12 protein-coding genes are annotated in these 15420 nt (G+C 47.5%); 4 read left to right on the forward strand and 8 right to left on the reverse strand.

Features of this window, described 5'->3' with window-relative positions:
* The first annotated feature begins 190 nt into the window (after positions 1–190).
* Positions 191–739, forward strand: a complete 549-nt coding sequence (locus FOT42_RS04570; RefSeq protein ID WP_151889404.1) for a carboxymuconolactone decarboxylase family protein — start codon at positions 191–193, stop codon at positions 737–739.
* A 53-nt stretch (positions 740–792) separates the two neighbouring features.
* Here FOT42_RS04570 and FOT42_RS04575 read toward each other — a convergent pair whose 3' ends face one another.
* Entirely contained in the window at positions 793–1365 is a 573-nt protein-coding gene (locus tag FOT42_RS04575; RefSeq protein ID WP_151889405.1) for a TetR/AcrR family transcriptional regulator, read from the reverse strand.
* 196 nt (positions 1366–1561) lie between these two features.
* On the opposite strand from FOT42_RS04575, the gene FOT42_RS04580 reads away from it, so the two are divergent.
* Positions 1562–4342 carry a M16 family metallopeptidase gene (locus tag FOT42_RS04580; RefSeq protein ID WP_151889406.1) on the forward strand — a complete coding sequence of 927 codons (2781 nt, stop codon included), beginning with the start codon at positions 1562–1564 and terminating at the stop codon, positions 4340–4342.
* A 32-nt stretch (positions 4343–4374) separates the two neighbouring features.
* Here the strand turns inward: FOT42_RS04580 and dinB are convergent, their stop codons facing one another.
* Positions 4375–5478 carry a DNA polymerase IV gene (gene dinB / locus FOT42_RS04585; protein WP_151889407.1) on the reverse strand — a complete coding sequence of 368 codons (1104 nt, stop codon included), beginning with the start codon at positions 5476–5478 and terminating at the stop codon, positions 4375–4377.
* A gap of 27 nt (positions 5479–5505) precedes the next feature.
* Here dinB and FOT42_RS04590 point away from each other — a divergent pair, with 27 nt between their 5' ends.
* Both FOT42_RS04590 and FOT42_RS04595 read left to right on the forward strand, forming a co-directional pair.
* Positions 5506–5979: a CYTH domain-containing protein gene (locus FOT42_RS04590; protein ID WP_151889408.1), complete on the forward strand. Its 474-nt coding sequence runs from the start codon at positions 5506–5508 to the stop codon at positions 5977–5979.
* Entirely contained in the window at positions 5973–6635 is a 663-nt protein-coding gene (locus FOT42_RS04595) for a lysoplasmalogenase (RefSeq protein WP_151889409.1), read from the forward strand. The genes FOT42_RS04590 and FOT42_RS04595 overlap by 7 nt, the downstream gene beginning before the upstream one ends.
* A gap of 3 nt (positions 6636–6638) precedes the next feature.
* Here the strand turns inward: FOT42_RS04595 and FOT42_RS04600 are convergent, their stop codons facing one another.
* From FOT42_RS04600 to FOT42_RS04625, 6 genes are all read right to left on the reverse strand, one after another.
* On the reverse strand, positions 6639–7712 hold the full coding sequence (locus FOT42_RS04600) for an AEC family transporter (RefSeq protein WP_151889410.1): 1074 nt from the start codon (positions 7710–7712) through the stop codon (positions 6639–6641).
* A 56-nt stretch (positions 7713–7768) separates the two neighbouring features.
* Positions 7769–8962 (reverse strand): pyridoxal phosphate-dependent aminotransferase, encoded by a 1194-nt coding sequence (locus FOT42_RS04605; RefSeq protein WP_151889411.1) that lies wholly within the window; start codon positions 8960–8962, stop codon positions 7769–7771.
* Positions 8963–9115: 153 nt separating this feature from the next.
* Positions 9116–9724, reverse strand: a complete 609-nt coding sequence (locus FOT42_RS04610; protein WP_192938320.1) for a TetR/AcrR family transcriptional regulator — start codon at positions 9722–9724, stop codon at positions 9116–9118.
* A gap of 12 nt (positions 9725–9736) precedes the next feature.
* Complete coding sequence (locus FOT42_RS04615; protein WP_151889413.1) at positions 9737–11137, reverse strand: efflux transporter outer membrane subunit; 1401 nt, start codon at positions 11135–11137, stop codon at positions 9737–9739.
* A gap of 16 nt (positions 11138–11153) precedes the next feature.
* Positions 11154–14288, reverse strand: coding sequence for an efflux RND transporter permease subunit (locus FOT42_RS04620; protein ID WP_151889414.1), 3135 nt, complete (start codon positions 14286–14288; stop codon positions 11154–11156).
* A 33-nt stretch (positions 14289–14321) separates the two neighbouring features.
* Positions 14322–15389: an efflux RND transporter periplasmic adaptor subunit gene (locus FOT42_RS04625; protein ID WP_226789801.1), complete on the reverse strand. Its 1068-nt coding sequence runs from the start codon at positions 15387–15389 to the stop codon at positions 14322–14324.
* Positions 15390–15420: the final 31 nt, after the last annotated feature.

Below are 15420 nucleotides of genomic sequence, written 5' to 3' on the forward strand. Positions count from 1 at the left end.
AGATGAAAGCAATGGACAGACCCATTTTTAATCTCATTGAGATTTTTCGGCAGATGCGCAGAACCGCACCACCAATTGTAAGTGTTGCAGAACACTGTGAGCAAAAATACCATCACGATTACTACTGTGATGCAGAAAAACCCTTCGTACAAAAATCATAATCAGTATAAATAGTTAAAATTTGAAAATCATGAGCACATTCAATGTACCCACAAGAGAAGAAGTAAGTCCGGCCAACCAGACCATTTTTGACAACCTTAAAAAAGCGTTGGGATTTGTCCCCAACCTCTATGCCACCTTTGCCCATTCGGAAAATGCATTGGGAAATTATTTGACCTTTGCCAATGCCAAGACTTCCCTTAGGGCCAAAGAAAAGGAAGTGGTGAACTTGGCAGTGAGCCAGGTGAATGACTGTCTCTATTGTTTGGCAGCGCACACGGCCATTGGTAAAATGAACGGATTTACCGACAGCCAGATCTTGGAACTAAGAGCAGGTAAAGCCTCTTTTGACAACAGATTGGACGCTTTGGCAAAATTGGCCAAGAACATCACCGAGAACAGGGGAATTGCCAGTCCTGAAATTGTGGATAATTTCTTCGCTGCCGGATGGACCAAGGAAAACCTGATCGACACCATAGTTTTGGTGGGCGACAAGACCATCTCCAACTATATCAACAATGTGGTGGACACGCCTATAGATTTTCCCGAAGTACAACCTTTGGAAGAAGTGGAAGCCTAAGAATAGTTGGGACAGCTAAAAAGAAAACCCTTTCATTGTCGTGAGAGGGTTTTTTATTCCAGCTCCGTGAACAAGGAGGGAGCGATGCTCTTCGCCATGTAGATGGGCCAGTCGTTCTTGAACAGATGACTTTCGGTAATAGCACTCTCGTACAGCAAATAAAGCCCTCCCGAGGTCTTTTCCATTTCGGCACGGGACAGATTGGGAATGTTCTCCCCAACAACTTCGCCCAAGAACAACAACAGGTCTTTTTTTTGTTTCTGGATGACGCCAAGTATCTTTTTTTGATGGGGGGACAGTTCCCCAAGGGTTTTTAAGCCCCAACAACCTTGGAAGTTTTCTTCGCGATACATGTCCTGCAAGAGGTCAAAAATGGCCAACAACCGACTTTTCCCCTTCTTTTTTAAGCCAACATAACTCTTTAGGGAGTTCATAAAGGCATCGTGCCGTTGCTCCAGATAGGCCACGCAGATGTCTTCTTTGGATTTGAAGTGTCCGTAGAGCGTCGCCTTGGCAATGTCACACTTCTCAATGATTTCATTGATCCCCGTTGAATTGTAACCCTGTACATAGAACAGGTTGCCCGCTGTGGTAATGATATGTTGGTGCAATTCAGGACGCTGCATGCTTACAAATTTAACAAAAAGGAAGATACCAAAAGAGTTGATGCATGGTTGGTGGGTTGATTGTGCTATAAAAGAGGTTCTCGAGGTCATTCACTTCATTTATAGGGATGCTAACTGATTAAAATCGTGTGGATTGTAAACTATTTCATATCTTGTTGTATTCAATTTTATCAATCAAACAATAAAAACTTTTTCAATGAAAAAATTACTTCTGGCCTTGATCATAGGCCTATTGTTCTGTCCTGCGAACTATGGGCAGAGTTTTCAGTTTAAAGCGGATGACATAGACATCGCTTACAAAAAGTACACTTTGGAGAATGGGCTCACCCTTTTGGTGTATGAAGATCATAAAGCGCCCATAGCGGCCGTGAACGTTTGGTACCACGTAGGGTCCAAAAACGAAAAACCCGGAAAAAGCGGGTTTGCCCATCTATTTGAGCATTTGATGTTCAATGGAAGCGAGAACTACAACACCGATTATTTCCAGGCCTTGGAGAGCATCGGGGGAACCGACCTCAATGGAACCACGAACACGGACAGGACCAACTATTTTCAGAATGTGCCGGTGTCCGCGCTGGACCAAGTACTGTTTTTGGAGTCCGACCGGATGGGGCATTTGCTGGGCGCCATAGATCAAGCAAAACTGGATGAGCAGCGAGGGGTAGTGCAAAACGAAAAAAGACAAGGCGAAAACCAACCCTACGGGATGCAGTGGGATTATTTGACCAAGGCAATGTACCCTAAAGGCCACCCCTATTCCTGGACAGTGATCGGGGAAATGGAAGATCTGAATGCAGCTTCCTTGGAAGATGTACAAGACTGGTTCAAATCGTATTATGGAGCTGCCAATGCCGTGGTTGCTGTCGCAGGAGACATCGATGCGGAGGAAGTCCATCAAAAAGTGATCAAGTATTTCGGGGACATCCCTTCGGGCCCTACTGTGGAACGACAGGAAGTGAACATCCCCAATAAGGTCAATGATTCCCGACAGGTATACGAGGACCGTGTTCCGGAAACCAGGGTACTTTTTGCTTGGAATACCCCTCAGTTCGGATCTAGGGAAGACCTTCATTTTGACCTGATATCCTCCATTCTCTCCAGTGGAAAGAATTCAAGACTTTATCAAAAGTTCATTTACAAAGACCAATCGGCCAGTGCAGCGGTCTCTTTCCAATCGTCCAGTGAAATAGCCAGTGAGTTCATCACGTGGGTGAACGTAAAGCAGGGTCAAGACCCCGCAAAATTGGAAAAGGAACTTTGGGCAGAAATTGATAGGTTCATCAAGGAAGGCCCGACCGAAGAAGAGCTCAAAAGGGCAAAGGCCAGCTATTTTTCGGGTTTCATCAAAGGTATGGAGCGTATAGGAGGATTTGGAGGAATTTCCGATATCCTGGCATCCAACCAAACCTATCACAAAGACCCGGCCTATTATAAAACAACCTTGAAATATGTTGAAGAGGCCACCATTGCCGATCTGAAGAACACAGCAGCCAAATGGCTTTCCAAAGGAAAACATGTCCTGATCTGCAATCCATTTCCAGAATATGGAATTGTGGAATCCTCTGTGGACAGGAGCAAATTGCCGGAATTGGGACCCCAGAAAAGTTCCCAATTCCCGGAATTGCAGCGTACTCAACTTTCCAACGGGCTGAATGTGATTTTGGCCCAACGCAAGGGAGTGCCCACCATTGTGATCAATTTGGTCGCGGATGCAGGGTATAAGACCGATTACCTGTCCAGCCCCGGTACCGCCAAATTGGCCATGAACTTGATGGATGAGGGCACCAAGGACATGGACGCCCTCGAGATCAACGAACAGCTGCAATTGTTGGGCGCCTCGTTGAACACTTTCTCCAGTCAGGACGAATCCAATGTGTATATGACTACCCTGAAACCGAGCTTGGATGCCAGTCTGGACCTCTTTTTGGACGTGGTGCTCAACCCAGTGTTCCCCGAAAAGGAGTTTGAAAGACTACGGGACGAACAGATCAACGATATCAAACAGGAAAAATCACAACCCATCACCATGGCACTGAGGGTCATGAACAAGTATTTGTATGGAGAGGATCATCCGTACAGCAGCCCTTATACCGGAACAGGCTATGAGGACACCGTTTCAAAACTGACCAGGGAAGATGTGGTAAATTTTTACAACACTTGGTTCAAGCCGAACAACTCCACAATCATCGTGACAGGGGATGTGGAGATGAGCGAGTTGAAATCCAAATTGGAAAAAACATTGGGCAAATGGAAGAAGGGGGATGTGCCGAAGATTACCTTCAACGCACCCAAAACCGATTCCAAGAACACCCTTTACCTGATGAACAGGCCAGAATCGCAACAATCGGTGATCTTGGCAGGGCACTTGACCGAAAAGTATGGGGATGTTTCCGAGATTGCCTTGGAGCAAATGGTGAACATCCTTGGAGGTGACTTCACTTCGCGGATCAATATGAACTTGCGGGAAGACAAGCACTGGTCCTACGGCGCAGGAGGCTTCGTGATAGGGTCCAAAGAAGCGCGCCCGTTCATCGTGTATGCCCCCGTGCAGACCGATAAGACCGCGGAATCCGTGACGGAGATCAGAAAGGAAATTTCAGAATTCACCTCTACACGGCCCGCGACCAAGGAAGAGCTTGAAAAAGTGAAGAACAATCAAGTGCTGAAACTCCCCGGACAATGGGAGACCAATAGCTCTGTGAATGGCTCTATCAGGAATTTGGTCCGATACAACCTGCCTGATGATTATTACCAAAAGTACGATCAAAATGTAAGAAATCTTTCTGTGGATGACATCAAGAAAGTGAGCAACCAAGTGGTGAAACCGGAAAAGATCAATTGGTTCATGGTGGGCGACAGGGCCGAGATCATCAACAAACTGGATGCCCTTGGTTTTGACAACATCGTGGAAATCGATGCGGATGGGAATCCCAAGACCCCGACGGTCAAACCGATGGAAAAGGATATTAAAAATTAAAGATCAAAACCTCCCAAACGGGAGGTTTTTTTTTAGAAATCAAACTTGAGCTGTACCGAGACCGTTTCTTTTTGGGTCTCTTCCTTTTTCTTTTTTTCGGTGTTGAGGTTGGCCAGTGAAATGCCCAGCAATCGGACAGAGTTTTCCAAAGCGGATTGGTAGAGGAGTTCTTTGGCCGTTTCAAGGATGAGGTCCTTGCTCGCCACATAGTACGGGAGCGTTTTGCTGCGTGTCTGCAGGGTGAAATCGCTGTATTTGATCTTCAGGGTGACCGTTTTGCCCGCTATTTTGGACTTTTGGAGCCTCCTTTCCAGTTCTTGGGCAATATGATCCAGCTTTTCCAACATAAAGACCTCACTGCTCAGATTTTCAAAGAAAGTGCGCTCGGCTCCCACCGATTTTGGGATGCGGTGCGGTTTCACGGTGCTGTGGTGAATGCCACGGACCACGTTGTAGTAGAATTTTCCACTTTTGCCAAAGTGCCCGTCCAGAAACTCCAGGGACTTTTCTTTGAGGTCCTTTCCCGTGAAAATGCCCAGTTTGTACATTTTTTCGGCAGTGACCTTTCCCACCCCATAGAACTTTCGGATATCGAGCTCCTCCAAAAATTGGATCACCTCTTCGGGGTTCACGGTCTTTTGGCCGTTGGGCTTGTTGTAATCACTGGCCACCTTGGCGATGAACTTGTTGATGGAGATTCCGGCAGAAGCCGTCAAACCTGTTCTGTCCCATATTTTTTGCCGGATTTCCTTGGCGATGAGGGTCGCGGACGGATTCCCGACCTTGTTTTCGGTCACATCCAGATAGGCCTCATCCAAAGAAAGCGGTTCCACGAGATCCGTATATTCCAAAAAAATGCGGCGGATCTGTTTGGAGACCTCCTTGTAGCGGTCAAAGCGGGGTTTGACAAAGATGAGATCCGGACAGTTTCGCTGGGCCAAATAGCCCGACATGGCACTGCGCACCCCAAACTTCCTGGCCTCATAACTGGCGGCAGAGACCACTCCACGAGGCGAGCCCCCGCCAACGGCAACAGGTTTTCCCTTCAGCTCTGGATTGTCCAGCTGTTCCACGGAAGCATAGAACGCATCCATGTCCACATGAATGATTTTTCTGAAGGGAAAATCGAAATCCATACCCAAATTTAGGGTATATTTAGTTTGATGGAACATCTGGAAATAGAACGGAAATTTTTGGTCAGCTCGGATGCCTATAAGCAAGAGGCCACATCCCAGACACGAATAGCACAGGGATTTTTGAACACGGATCCAAGCCGAACTGTACGGGTCAGGATCATGGGGGAAAAGGGTTTTTTGACGGTGAAGGGGGCTTCCAACGATTCGGGCACCACCCGTTTTGAATGGGAAATAGAGATTTCTGTCAAAGAAGCCACGAACCTTATCGATTTATGTGAAAGTGGGATTCTTGAAAAAAATCGGTACGAAGTGCCATCAGGCAAGCACATTTTTGAAGTGGACGAGTTTTTGGGGGAGAACAAAGGCCTCATTGTGGCCGAAGTGGAACTTGAACATGAGGACGAACCTTTTGAAAGACCCGAATGGCTCGGGGAAGAGGTCACGGGCCAACGAAAATATTATAATTCCCAATTGAGCAAAACACCTTTCAAGGAATGGTAACAACACTCAAAAGACCTTTTTTCATCAATCTGCTGTGTCTGGTTTCCGCCAGTTTGGCCATCTATTTTGAGATGGTGGGAAACAGGGAAATCTATGTTTTCCTGAAACCCCTGACTACGATACTGATCATGTCCCATCTCTTTTTTCTTCCCAATACTTCTTTCAGGAGTGGGATTTTGGCCGCGCTGTTTTTCTGCTTGGTGGGCGATGTACTGTTGCTCTTTGAGTCATACTTCGTTTATGGTTTGGCCACTTTTCTGGTAGGGCATGTACTTTTTGCCCTTGCTTTTATCAAGCACAAAGGGTTTTATCTCCATTGGGGCTCTTTTGTGGCCCTATTCGGAATTGCCACCGCCCTGTTTTTTTGGTTGAAACCCGATTTGGGGGCATTCATGGTGCCCGTAGCACTCTATGTGCTTCTGATCTCGTTCATGGCGTGGCAGGGGATAGGAACTTTTTTGCGGGACCGCGCAAAACCCTACCGATGGATTGCCGTGGCGGTGCTGTTGTTCATGTTTTCCGATACGATGATAGCCATAGCAAAGTTCAAATCACCCTTCTACCTGTCCAGCTTGGTCATTTTAGGGACCTATTGGCTCAGTATAGCCCTGATTGCCAATGCCACATACCACGTTGTCACCAAAGAGAAGGGTTAAAAATCAAGCATTCTCCGTTGCCGACTTTAATTTGTACCCGACTATCCTTTGGATAGACCATCTTTTGTTGAGTCCGATACATAGGGGAATGGACAATCCGATGGCGAGCAACAAAAGAGCAACCAACAAGATGGTGTAGGAATGCTCAAAAAAGGAACCACTGTTCAAAACGGCAAGAATGAGCATGGTGGACAAGGGGAACGACAGTGCCAAAACGGCCACTCCAAAACTACTGCTGAAGGTCTTTTTCTGTGGTTCCACTCCCATTTCCATACTGTCCACCGCAGCGATATGGGCATAGGGCCAAAAACTACAGGCACTCAGGCCAAAGGCCAGGATGAGCAATATCTCGTTTTGGGCCTGTATCCCTGAAATCAGGACAAAGGCGCCACAGATGAAGAGGACCAATCCAGCTCTTGTGCAAAGCAGGGAAAAAATCTGAAAAAACTGTTTCCTTTTGATCTTTACGGCCAAGCCGATGAAAAGCAACACCAAAGGGGTCATGATCAAACTGAGTTTCTCCAATGTTTCGCTGAGGAAAAAGGGCAGTGAATCCATGGACATGCCGAAAGCGAGCAATACCAACGCCACTCCAATGAAGATGTTGACCGGTTCGAAGACCATGGCCTTGATCATGGGGACGAGTTTTTTCCCCTCATTTTTTTTGCCGCTGGATTGAATCCCATAATGCCAGTTCATGGCGACCAGATATAGGAAGAAGAGCACAAACACCTTGTTTCCCAGATCGGACATGGCTGCTTTGGCCAGATAGTCTTCTCCCAAAAATTCCAAGATGAACGGAAAGGAGGACAACCCAGGCGCAAGCGACGGGACCAACAATTTTGCCGTCCGGAACTCAGGGGTCCCCATGCCAATGCCCATTACCGGCAATATGAAGGGCATGGCCAAGAACAATAATAGGTTGAGCCCAAGGGCCAACAAGGGCAACACCAAAAGGTGCGGCTCGACCTTTATGCCCAAGAGCGCAATAAAAATAGTGGCGGGGAGGGCCAGGTTGAGGATTATTTTTTTGATGCCCGAAATCTCTTCCTTGGATTTGAACTTGCTCTTGAGCAAGATTCCAATGAAGATGAAAAAAAGAAATACGACAGTTTTTTGAAATCCAATATCCACTATACCAACACTTTATTGAGCGCAGCAGTGAACATTTTCATTTCGTCCATGGTTCCCATGCTCACCCTACACCAATTTTTTCCCATAAACTCAAAGGCCCTTACCCCTACTTTCAATTCGGTCATCTTATCCAAGAACGCCTTACCTTCCATCTCAATGGGGAAAATAAGGAAGCTGGTGTGTGAAGGCACGTATTCAATGCCCATCTGGTCCAAGCTTTGGTAAACATAGTCCCTACACTCTGCATTGAGGTTCCTTGACTTGTCGATAAAAGCCACATCGTCCATGGCAGCGATGGCAGCATAGACGGAAGGGTAGGAAATACCCATACCTCCGCGGGTGATATTTTGGAGCTTGTTCAAGGTGGATTCCTGTGCAACGATATAACCTACGCGAAGACCGGCCATACCATGTATTTTGGAAAAGGTACGGGCAATGATCACATCCTTGCCTTCATTGACAAGGGATACCATACTTTTTTTGGCCCCGTCTTCCAAAAACCACAAATAGGCCTCATCCACAAAAACAGGGACTTTTTGGGAAACCCGGGAACAGAAATCCACAAGTTCTTGATGTTCGGTGATGGTCCCGGTGGGGTTGTTGGGGTTACAGATATAGACCAATTTGGTATCGGCATCAATGGCCTCTTCCATGGCCTTCAGATCATGTGACCAATCGTCTTTAAGTGGAACGGGCTTCCACGTGGCCCCAACTGACTCGGCCACTCGGATGAGCGACATGTAGGCAGGGTCCGCGGAAACCACATTGCCTCCGTTCATGAACAGCACCATGGCCGTTTTCTCCAAAAGATCGGAGGATCCAGGGCCCATCATGATATTCTTGCTCTGGACACCTTCAAAATCAGCAATCTTCCCCACGAGTTGGAACAGTTCCTTCCAAGCGTACCGATTGCCTCCCGCAGCTGCATTTTTGAATGCTTCCAAGGCCATGGGGGATGGCCCATAAGGGTTTTCGTTCGCATTCAGTTTGGCGACAAGGTCGGGCATGCCCGTTTCCAAATTTGGAAGGTATTCCTTAAAAAATGGACTATAGATTGCATTTCCCTTGGCGTCCAATTGTAAGGGCATCCTTGGGGTCTCGGCAAAGCCAAAATAAGGCAGGGCCATGGCCCCACCTGCGGTGAGCATACTTTTTCGTATCCAGTCTCTTCGGTTGATGTTGGTTGTTCCCATTTGAGTTGAGTTTTTAGCTGAACTTAAATTTAGGGGATCATTCCGCTAAAACCTATGCTAAAAACATAAAAATCAACACCTTAAAATATGGCTATTGAAAAATAAGAGGGCTCTTTTTTTCATATTGTCACCACTTTGGGTTTTTGGGAGGGGTTATTTTTCCAAAGGGCAGCAAGTTTGAAGGTAATCCAAGGTCAGGATGCCCCGGAGGTTGTTGATGATGATATGTTCCAACAATTCTTGGATGCTATATTCATCAAACAGGCTGCTGTTGGAGTAAACGGTATCCTCCATCCGGGAAAGAAAGAGCATACAGACCAGTTCAACTTTTACATCTGCCCGAACCTGCCCTATTTTTTGTGCTTTTTTCAACAAAGGGCATACAATGTTCCAAACAATGTCCTTTTTAAAGTCTGAATACAGTTCGGATGCTTTGGGGTAATATTTGTCCAATCCATAAAGAAAGGAAGGGTTCATTTCCTGTAGGACCATCAACCCTTGTTTATAAATGAAGATGATGGTGGACAGTGGTTGGTCCTCGTTGGGGTTTTCAAGCATATAGTTGTCCACATTGCTCCTTATCTTTCCCAAGAAGAACCGAAGGCTTTCGGTAACGAGTTCTTCCTTGCTGCCAAAATGTTTATAGATGGTCTTTTTGGAGATGCCCAGACTTTGGGCCAGCTCGTCCATGGAAAAACGCTTGCTCCCAAACTTGGTGAAGTTTTCTATGGCATATTCCAACAATTCTTTCCTAGACTCCACAATATAAGGGTTTTACCTCCATCCACCGCCAAGGGCCCGGTACAGTTCCACCATGGCATTTAGTTGTCCGTACTGCGAATCCACGTAGCTGAGCTCTGAGTTCAGTGCATTCTGCCTTGCGGTCAATACTTCCAGATAATTCGCAAGACCGTTGTTCAACAGTTCTTCTGAATAATCTTCCGCGGTCGAATATGCTTCAAGCTCTTTGGAGCGGGCCTCCAGTTTTTCGGTCTCCGCGTTATAGGTGTACAGCGCATCGCTTACTTCCCTGCCCGCGGTGAGCAAAGTTTTTTTGTAGGACAACAAGGCCTGCTCCTGTTGGGCCTTAGCCACTTCCATTTGGGTGCGCAACCTTCGTCCGTTGAAGATGGGCTGTGTCAGGGAACCCACCAATTGGGAGAACAGCGAGCTGGCATCCAACCAATTTTCAAACTCCAGACTTTGAAACCCACCGTTGGCTGAAAGGCTCAGGGAAGGGTATAGGCTGCTCTTGGCCACATTGGTCAATTCAAAGGCATTGATAAGACCATATTCTGCCTGCATCACATCGGGACGGTTGGTGAGGAGGAGGTAGGGTACGCCAGTTTTCAGGTCGGTGCCGATGGTCTGGTTATCCAGACTGCCCCTTTCCACTTTGTGGGACGTTTCACCCATCAAGATGCAGAAGGCATTTTCCAACAACTTGATATTGTTTTCCAAGTCGATGAGAATGATCTCTGTGGTATGCACTTGGGCCTCGGTCTGTTTGACAGCCACTTCGGTGACCTGTCCGGCATCCTTCAGGGCCAAAGTGGTTTCCAGACTGCTTTTTCGGGCCTCAAGGGTCTGCTCAGCTATCTGGCGTTGTTTGTCGAGGGCCATAAGTTGATAATAGGTACTGGCGATGGAGGCCACCAAATTGGTCTTTACCGCTTGGTGCGCCGAAACACTTTGCAAATAAGAGGCCCCAAAAGCCCTTTTGTTGCTTCGGATCTTTCCCCAAATGTCGGCCTCCCATGAAAGCGAACCGGAAAGCTCATATTGCTCCAATGGACGGGTAAAGAAACTACCGAACTGGCTGTTACTGGAGTTTTTGGTCCTGGTGAAACTGGCCGTTCCGGAAAGCGTTGGATAATAGCCTGCCTTTCCTTGTTTGAGGTAAGCCTCTGCGGCCACTACATTTTGAAGGGCAATTCGAATATCGAGGTTGTTCTCCAATCCTTGGGCAATATAGGATTTCAATTGCTCATCATTGAACAGTTCCCTCCATGACACGCTGGCCATGGAGATACTGTCTTGGGGCAAATTGTCCGTTCGGTATAAACTTTCGGTCTCCAATTCGGGGCGCGAATAGTCTTTTGCCACAAAGCAGGATTGCAAGAGCAAAGGAGCTGAAAGTAAGAGGAACAGTTTATATGTGGGTTTTATTTTCATGTGTGATAAGTTGTGGTTATGCATTTATTTCTGAGGGTTTGCCCGAAATCCGTTCCTGCAACGCTTGGAACACGACAAAGAGAACCGGCACGACAAAGACACCCAAAATGGTCCCGATGAGCATTCCGCCCACGGCGCTCAATCCTATGGATTGGTTCCCGATGGCACCGATGCCCGATGACAACGCCAGGGGAAGCAGACCAAAGATGAAGGCGAAAGAGGTCATCAAAATAGGACGCAACCTCGCCCGTGCACCATCGGCAGCGGCATCGAACAGGGATAGTCCGGCCCTTCTACGCTGAAGGGCAAACTCCACGATCAAGATCGCGTTCTTGGCCAACAGACCTATCAGCATGATGAGTGCAATCTGGAAATAGATGTTGTTCTGGAGCCCCGCCAAGTTAATAAAGAGAATAGCACCTGCAATTCCCACGGGGAGCGACAACAAAATGGAAAAGGGTAGGATATAACTTTCATACTGTGCGCTCAACAAGAAATAAACGAACACCAAACTCAATATAAAAATGAGGATGGTCTGCGACCCTGCATTGGTCTCTTCACGGGTAAGTCCGGAATAGTCATAGGTATAGGAATTGGGCAGCACTTGGGCGGCCACTTCCTCAATGGCATTGATGGCATCACCCGTACTGTAGCCCGCATTGGGCACCCCGGTGATCTTCACGGAGCTCAACAGATTAAAGCGTTCCACCACTTCCGGGCCGTAGATTTTCCTGAGGTCCACAAACTGGCTCACCGCTACGGATTCGCCATTGGCGTTTCTCACAAAAATATGGTTCAATGAATTTTCATCGGCACGATCTTCGGGCTTGGCCTGGATCATGACACGGTACTGTTTTCCAAACTTGTTGAAATCCGTGGCGTATATTCCTCCATAATACCCTTGCAGTGCATTGAAGATATCTGTCGCTGAGAATCCTGACATTTTTGCCTTTTCGATGTCAATGTCCAGATCATATTGGGGGAATCCTGGGTCGAACTGGGAAATGGCATACTGGATTTCAGGCCTTGCGTTAAGGGCTCCCAAAAATTGGTTCTTCACATCGTTGATGGAAAGCCAATCATCACCGCCTTTGCTCTGCAACTGTACCTCAAAACCGGAACTGGTACCAAAACCTTGTATGCTGGGTGGGGTAAAATAGATGATCTGGGCATCCTTGAACTGGGCCGACATACCATACAATTTTTGCAAAGTGGCCTCAACCGAGAGGGAATCTGCCTTTCTCTCGCCCCAATCCTTCAGTTTCATGATGGAAAATGCATAGGAACCGGCACTTACACGGCTCAGCAAACTGAAACCGGCCACACTCATCCTGGCATCGATGATGTCCATGGATTCATAGATGGAATCGAGCTTCATGATGGTCTCTTCCGTTTTCTCTATGGTCGTTCCGGGGGGCATGCTCAGATTGGCAAAAATGATACCCCTATCCTCATCGGGGACAAAGCCGGATGGAGTGGATTTGAACAGAAAAATGGCAAGTCCGGTGAAGGCCAACAAAAGCACGACCGTGATCCATTTTCTCTTGACCATGTTGCCCACGGCATTGGTGTATTTATTGGTGATTGCCATGAACCCAACATTGAATGCCTTGAAAAAGCGAGTCATTAAATTGGACTTATGTCCTTTTTCGGGATCATGTGGTTTTAGGAACAATGCGGCCAAAGCTGGACTGAGCGTCAACGCGTTGATGGCCGAGATAAGAATGGCCACGGCCAGCGTGATACCGAATTGCTGGTAAAATACCCCTGACGACCCTTGGATAAAGGATACCGGGATGAACACGGCGGACATCACCAAGGTGATGGAGATAATGGCCCCCGAAATTTCGCTCATGGCCTTCTTCGATGCAGTTTTCGCAGAGGTGGCGCCTTCCTCCAACTTGGCGTGGACGGCCTCTACCACTACAATTGCATCATCCACCACGATACCAATGGCCAAGATCATGGCGAAAAGGGTAAGCATGTTGATGGAATACCCAAACAACTGAAGGAAGAAAAAGGTTCCCACAATGGCCACGGGCACGGCAATGGCCGGAATCAATGTGGATCGGAAATCCTGAAGGAACAGGAACACCACGATGAACACCAAGATAAAGGCCTCGATCAATGTCTTGACCACATGGTCTATGGAAGCATCCAGGAAATCCTTGGAGTTGAATGGGATCACATAGTCCATCCCCTTTGGAAATTCGGCCTTGCTCTCTTCCAAAATAAGTTCTATCTGCTCTATGATCTCATTGGCATTGGAACCTGAGGTCTGATAGACCCCAACGGCAACCCCTGGATTACCCATCCCCGAGTTCTTCCTGACGTAGCTGAATGCGCCGAGTTCAATTTCGGCAACATCTTTTAACCTCAGAAACCCTCCATCTTCGGTCGTTTTTAGAATGATGTTCTGGTATTCTTCCACCTCGGAGAGGCGGCCCTTGTATTTCATCACATATTCGAAGATACCATCGGCATTTTCCCCGATCTTACCCGTAGCGGCCTCTCGGTTCTGTTCCCGAAGGGCTGCTTGGATATCGGCAGGCACTAGATTGTAGGCGGCCATTTTGTCCGGGGAGATCCAAATCCGCATGGAATAGTCCTTGGCCCCGAACACGTTTACGTTACCGACTCCCTTGATCCTTTGGAGCTTGGGCACCAGGTTGATCTTTGCGTAGTTCTCCACAAAAGTCCCGTCATAATTTTCATTTTTGGAAAAAATGGAGAAAAAGAGCAAGGCACTGTTCTGCGCTTTCTGGGTATTGACACCCGTTTGGATCACTTCTTGGGGCAAAAGGCTGTTGGCACGGGACACCCTGTTCTGTACGTTAACGGCCGCAATGTCGGGATCGACACCCAATTCAAAATATACGCTGATATTGGCCGCACCGTCATTACTGGCGGAAGAGGTCATGTAGGTCATGCCCTCCACCCCGTTGATCTGTTCTTCGAGGGGGATGACCACACTTTTTAACACGGTTTCAGCACTGGCACCTGTATAGTTGGCGGTGACCTGAACCGTGGGCGGTGCTATTTCTGGATATTGTTCTACGGGGAGAACGCTGAGTCCCAGTACACCCAAGATCAAAATGATGACGGATATGACTGTGGACAGTACGGGACGGTCTATGAATTTTTGGAACATGGGTTGTTTGTTCTAATAAGTTTGACGGTACAATTATTTGATAGGGTTGATGGTCTGTCCATCCCTCAATTTGGAGACACCTTCGGTCACAATGGTCGTTCCCTCTTCAAGGCCTTCGGATACGATGAATTCCGTGGCAGTCTGTGCCACGATATTGATTGGCTTTGTGTTCACGGTATCCCCATTGAGCACATACACCATTTTGGTCCCTTGAAGGTCCACTGTGGCAAATTGGGGAATCACCCACACATCTTTGTATGTGGAAGGAACCCTGATTGTTCCAGTACTCCCAGAACTCAACAACAGATCTGGGTTCTCAAAATCGGCCCGAAGGGAAACGCTTCCCGTGGTGGGGTTGATGATATTGTTGATCATGGCGATTTTCCCTTTGTGGGGATATGTTTGGCCATTGATCATGACCAATTCCACCTCTGGGGTAGAACTGGCAGCACTTTCATTGGCATTTGCTGCCATTTGTGTTTTCATCTGGAGCAATTCTTTTTCGTTCATGGAAAAATAGGCCCTGATGCCACTGATGTCCGAGACCACGGTCAGGGGTTGGGCCATGGTACTGCTCACTAGGGCCCCTACTTTGTAGGGAATCCCCCCAATGTAACCGTTCACGGGGCTCACGATGTTGGAATACCCAATGTTTGCGGTGATGCTGTTGTAATTGCTCTTTGCCTGTTCCAATTGGGCCTTGGCAGTTTCCAACTGTACATTGCTGATGATGCCTTTCTCCACTAAGGGGACCAATTTGTCCACTTCCACTTGGGCCACGTTCACCGAAGCTTTGGCGGCGTTGGCGTCTTGGGACAGGGTCTGGGTCTCCAATTTGAAGAGCAGCTGCCCTTTTTTCACTTTTTGCCCTTCTTCCACATAAATGTTTTGGACAAAACCTGAAACCTTGGGCCAAATCTGTACGTTTTGTACCCCCTCCATCGAAGTGGAGTAGGTATTGTAAACAGTGATATCCTGCTTTTTCAGGGCAGTGGTTTTTAAAGATGGTGGTGGCGGGGCGGATTGCTGCTGGGTTTTGCCTCCACAGGACATTAAAAGAACTATTCCTGCCAGTACAAAGGGTATCTTGATTGTTTTCATGTACGAACTTAATGTGTTAAGGTTTAGATAG

It is taken from the genome of Flagellimonas hadalis, assembly GCF_007785775.2.
GTDB lineage: Bacteria > Bacteroidota > Bacteroidia > Flavobacteriales > Flavobacteriaceae > Flagellimonas > Flagellimonas hadalis.

Excerpts from the sequence above, each read along its gene's own strand:
- FOT42_RS04570 (WP_151889404.1), top strand. The coding sequence starts at position 191 with ATGAGCACATTCAATGTACCCACAAGAGAAGAAGTAAGTCCGGCCAAC.
- FOT42_RS04575 (WP_151889405.1), bottom strand. The coding sequence starts at position 1,365 with ATGCAGCGTCCTGAATTGCACCAACATATCATTACCACAGCGGGCAAC.
- FOT42_RS04580 (WP_151889406.1), top strand. The coding sequence starts at position 1,562 with ATGAAAAAATTACTTCTGGCCTTGATCATAGGCCTATTGTTCTGTCCT.
- dinB (WP_151889407.1), bottom strand. The coding sequence starts at position 5,478 with ATGGATTTCGATTTTCCCTTCAGAAAAATCATTCATGTGGACATGGAT.
- FOT42_RS04590 (WP_151889408.1), top strand. The coding sequence starts at position 5,506 with ATGGAACATCTGGAAATAGAACGGAAATTTTTGGTCAGCTCGGATGCC.
- FOT42_RS04595 (WP_151889409.1), top strand. The coding sequence starts at position 5,973 with ATGGTAACAACACTCAAAAGACCTTTTTTCATCAATCTGCTGTGTCTG.
- FOT42_RS04605 (WP_151889411.1), bottom strand. The coding sequence starts at position 8,962 with ATGGGAACAACCAACATCAACCGAAGAGACTGGATACGAAAAAGTATG.
- FOT42_RS04615 (WP_151889413.1), bottom strand. The coding sequence starts at position 11,137 with ATGAAAATAAAACCCACATATAAACTGTTCCTCTTACTTTCAGCTCCT.
- FOT42_RS04620 (WP_151889414.1), bottom strand. The coding sequence starts at position 14,288 with ATGTTCCAAAAATTCATAGACCGTCCCGTACTGTCCACAGTCATATCC.
- FOT42_RS04625 (WP_226789801.1), bottom strand. The coding sequence starts at position 15,389 with ATGAAAACAATCAAGATACCCTTTGTACTGGCAGGAATAGTTCTTTTA.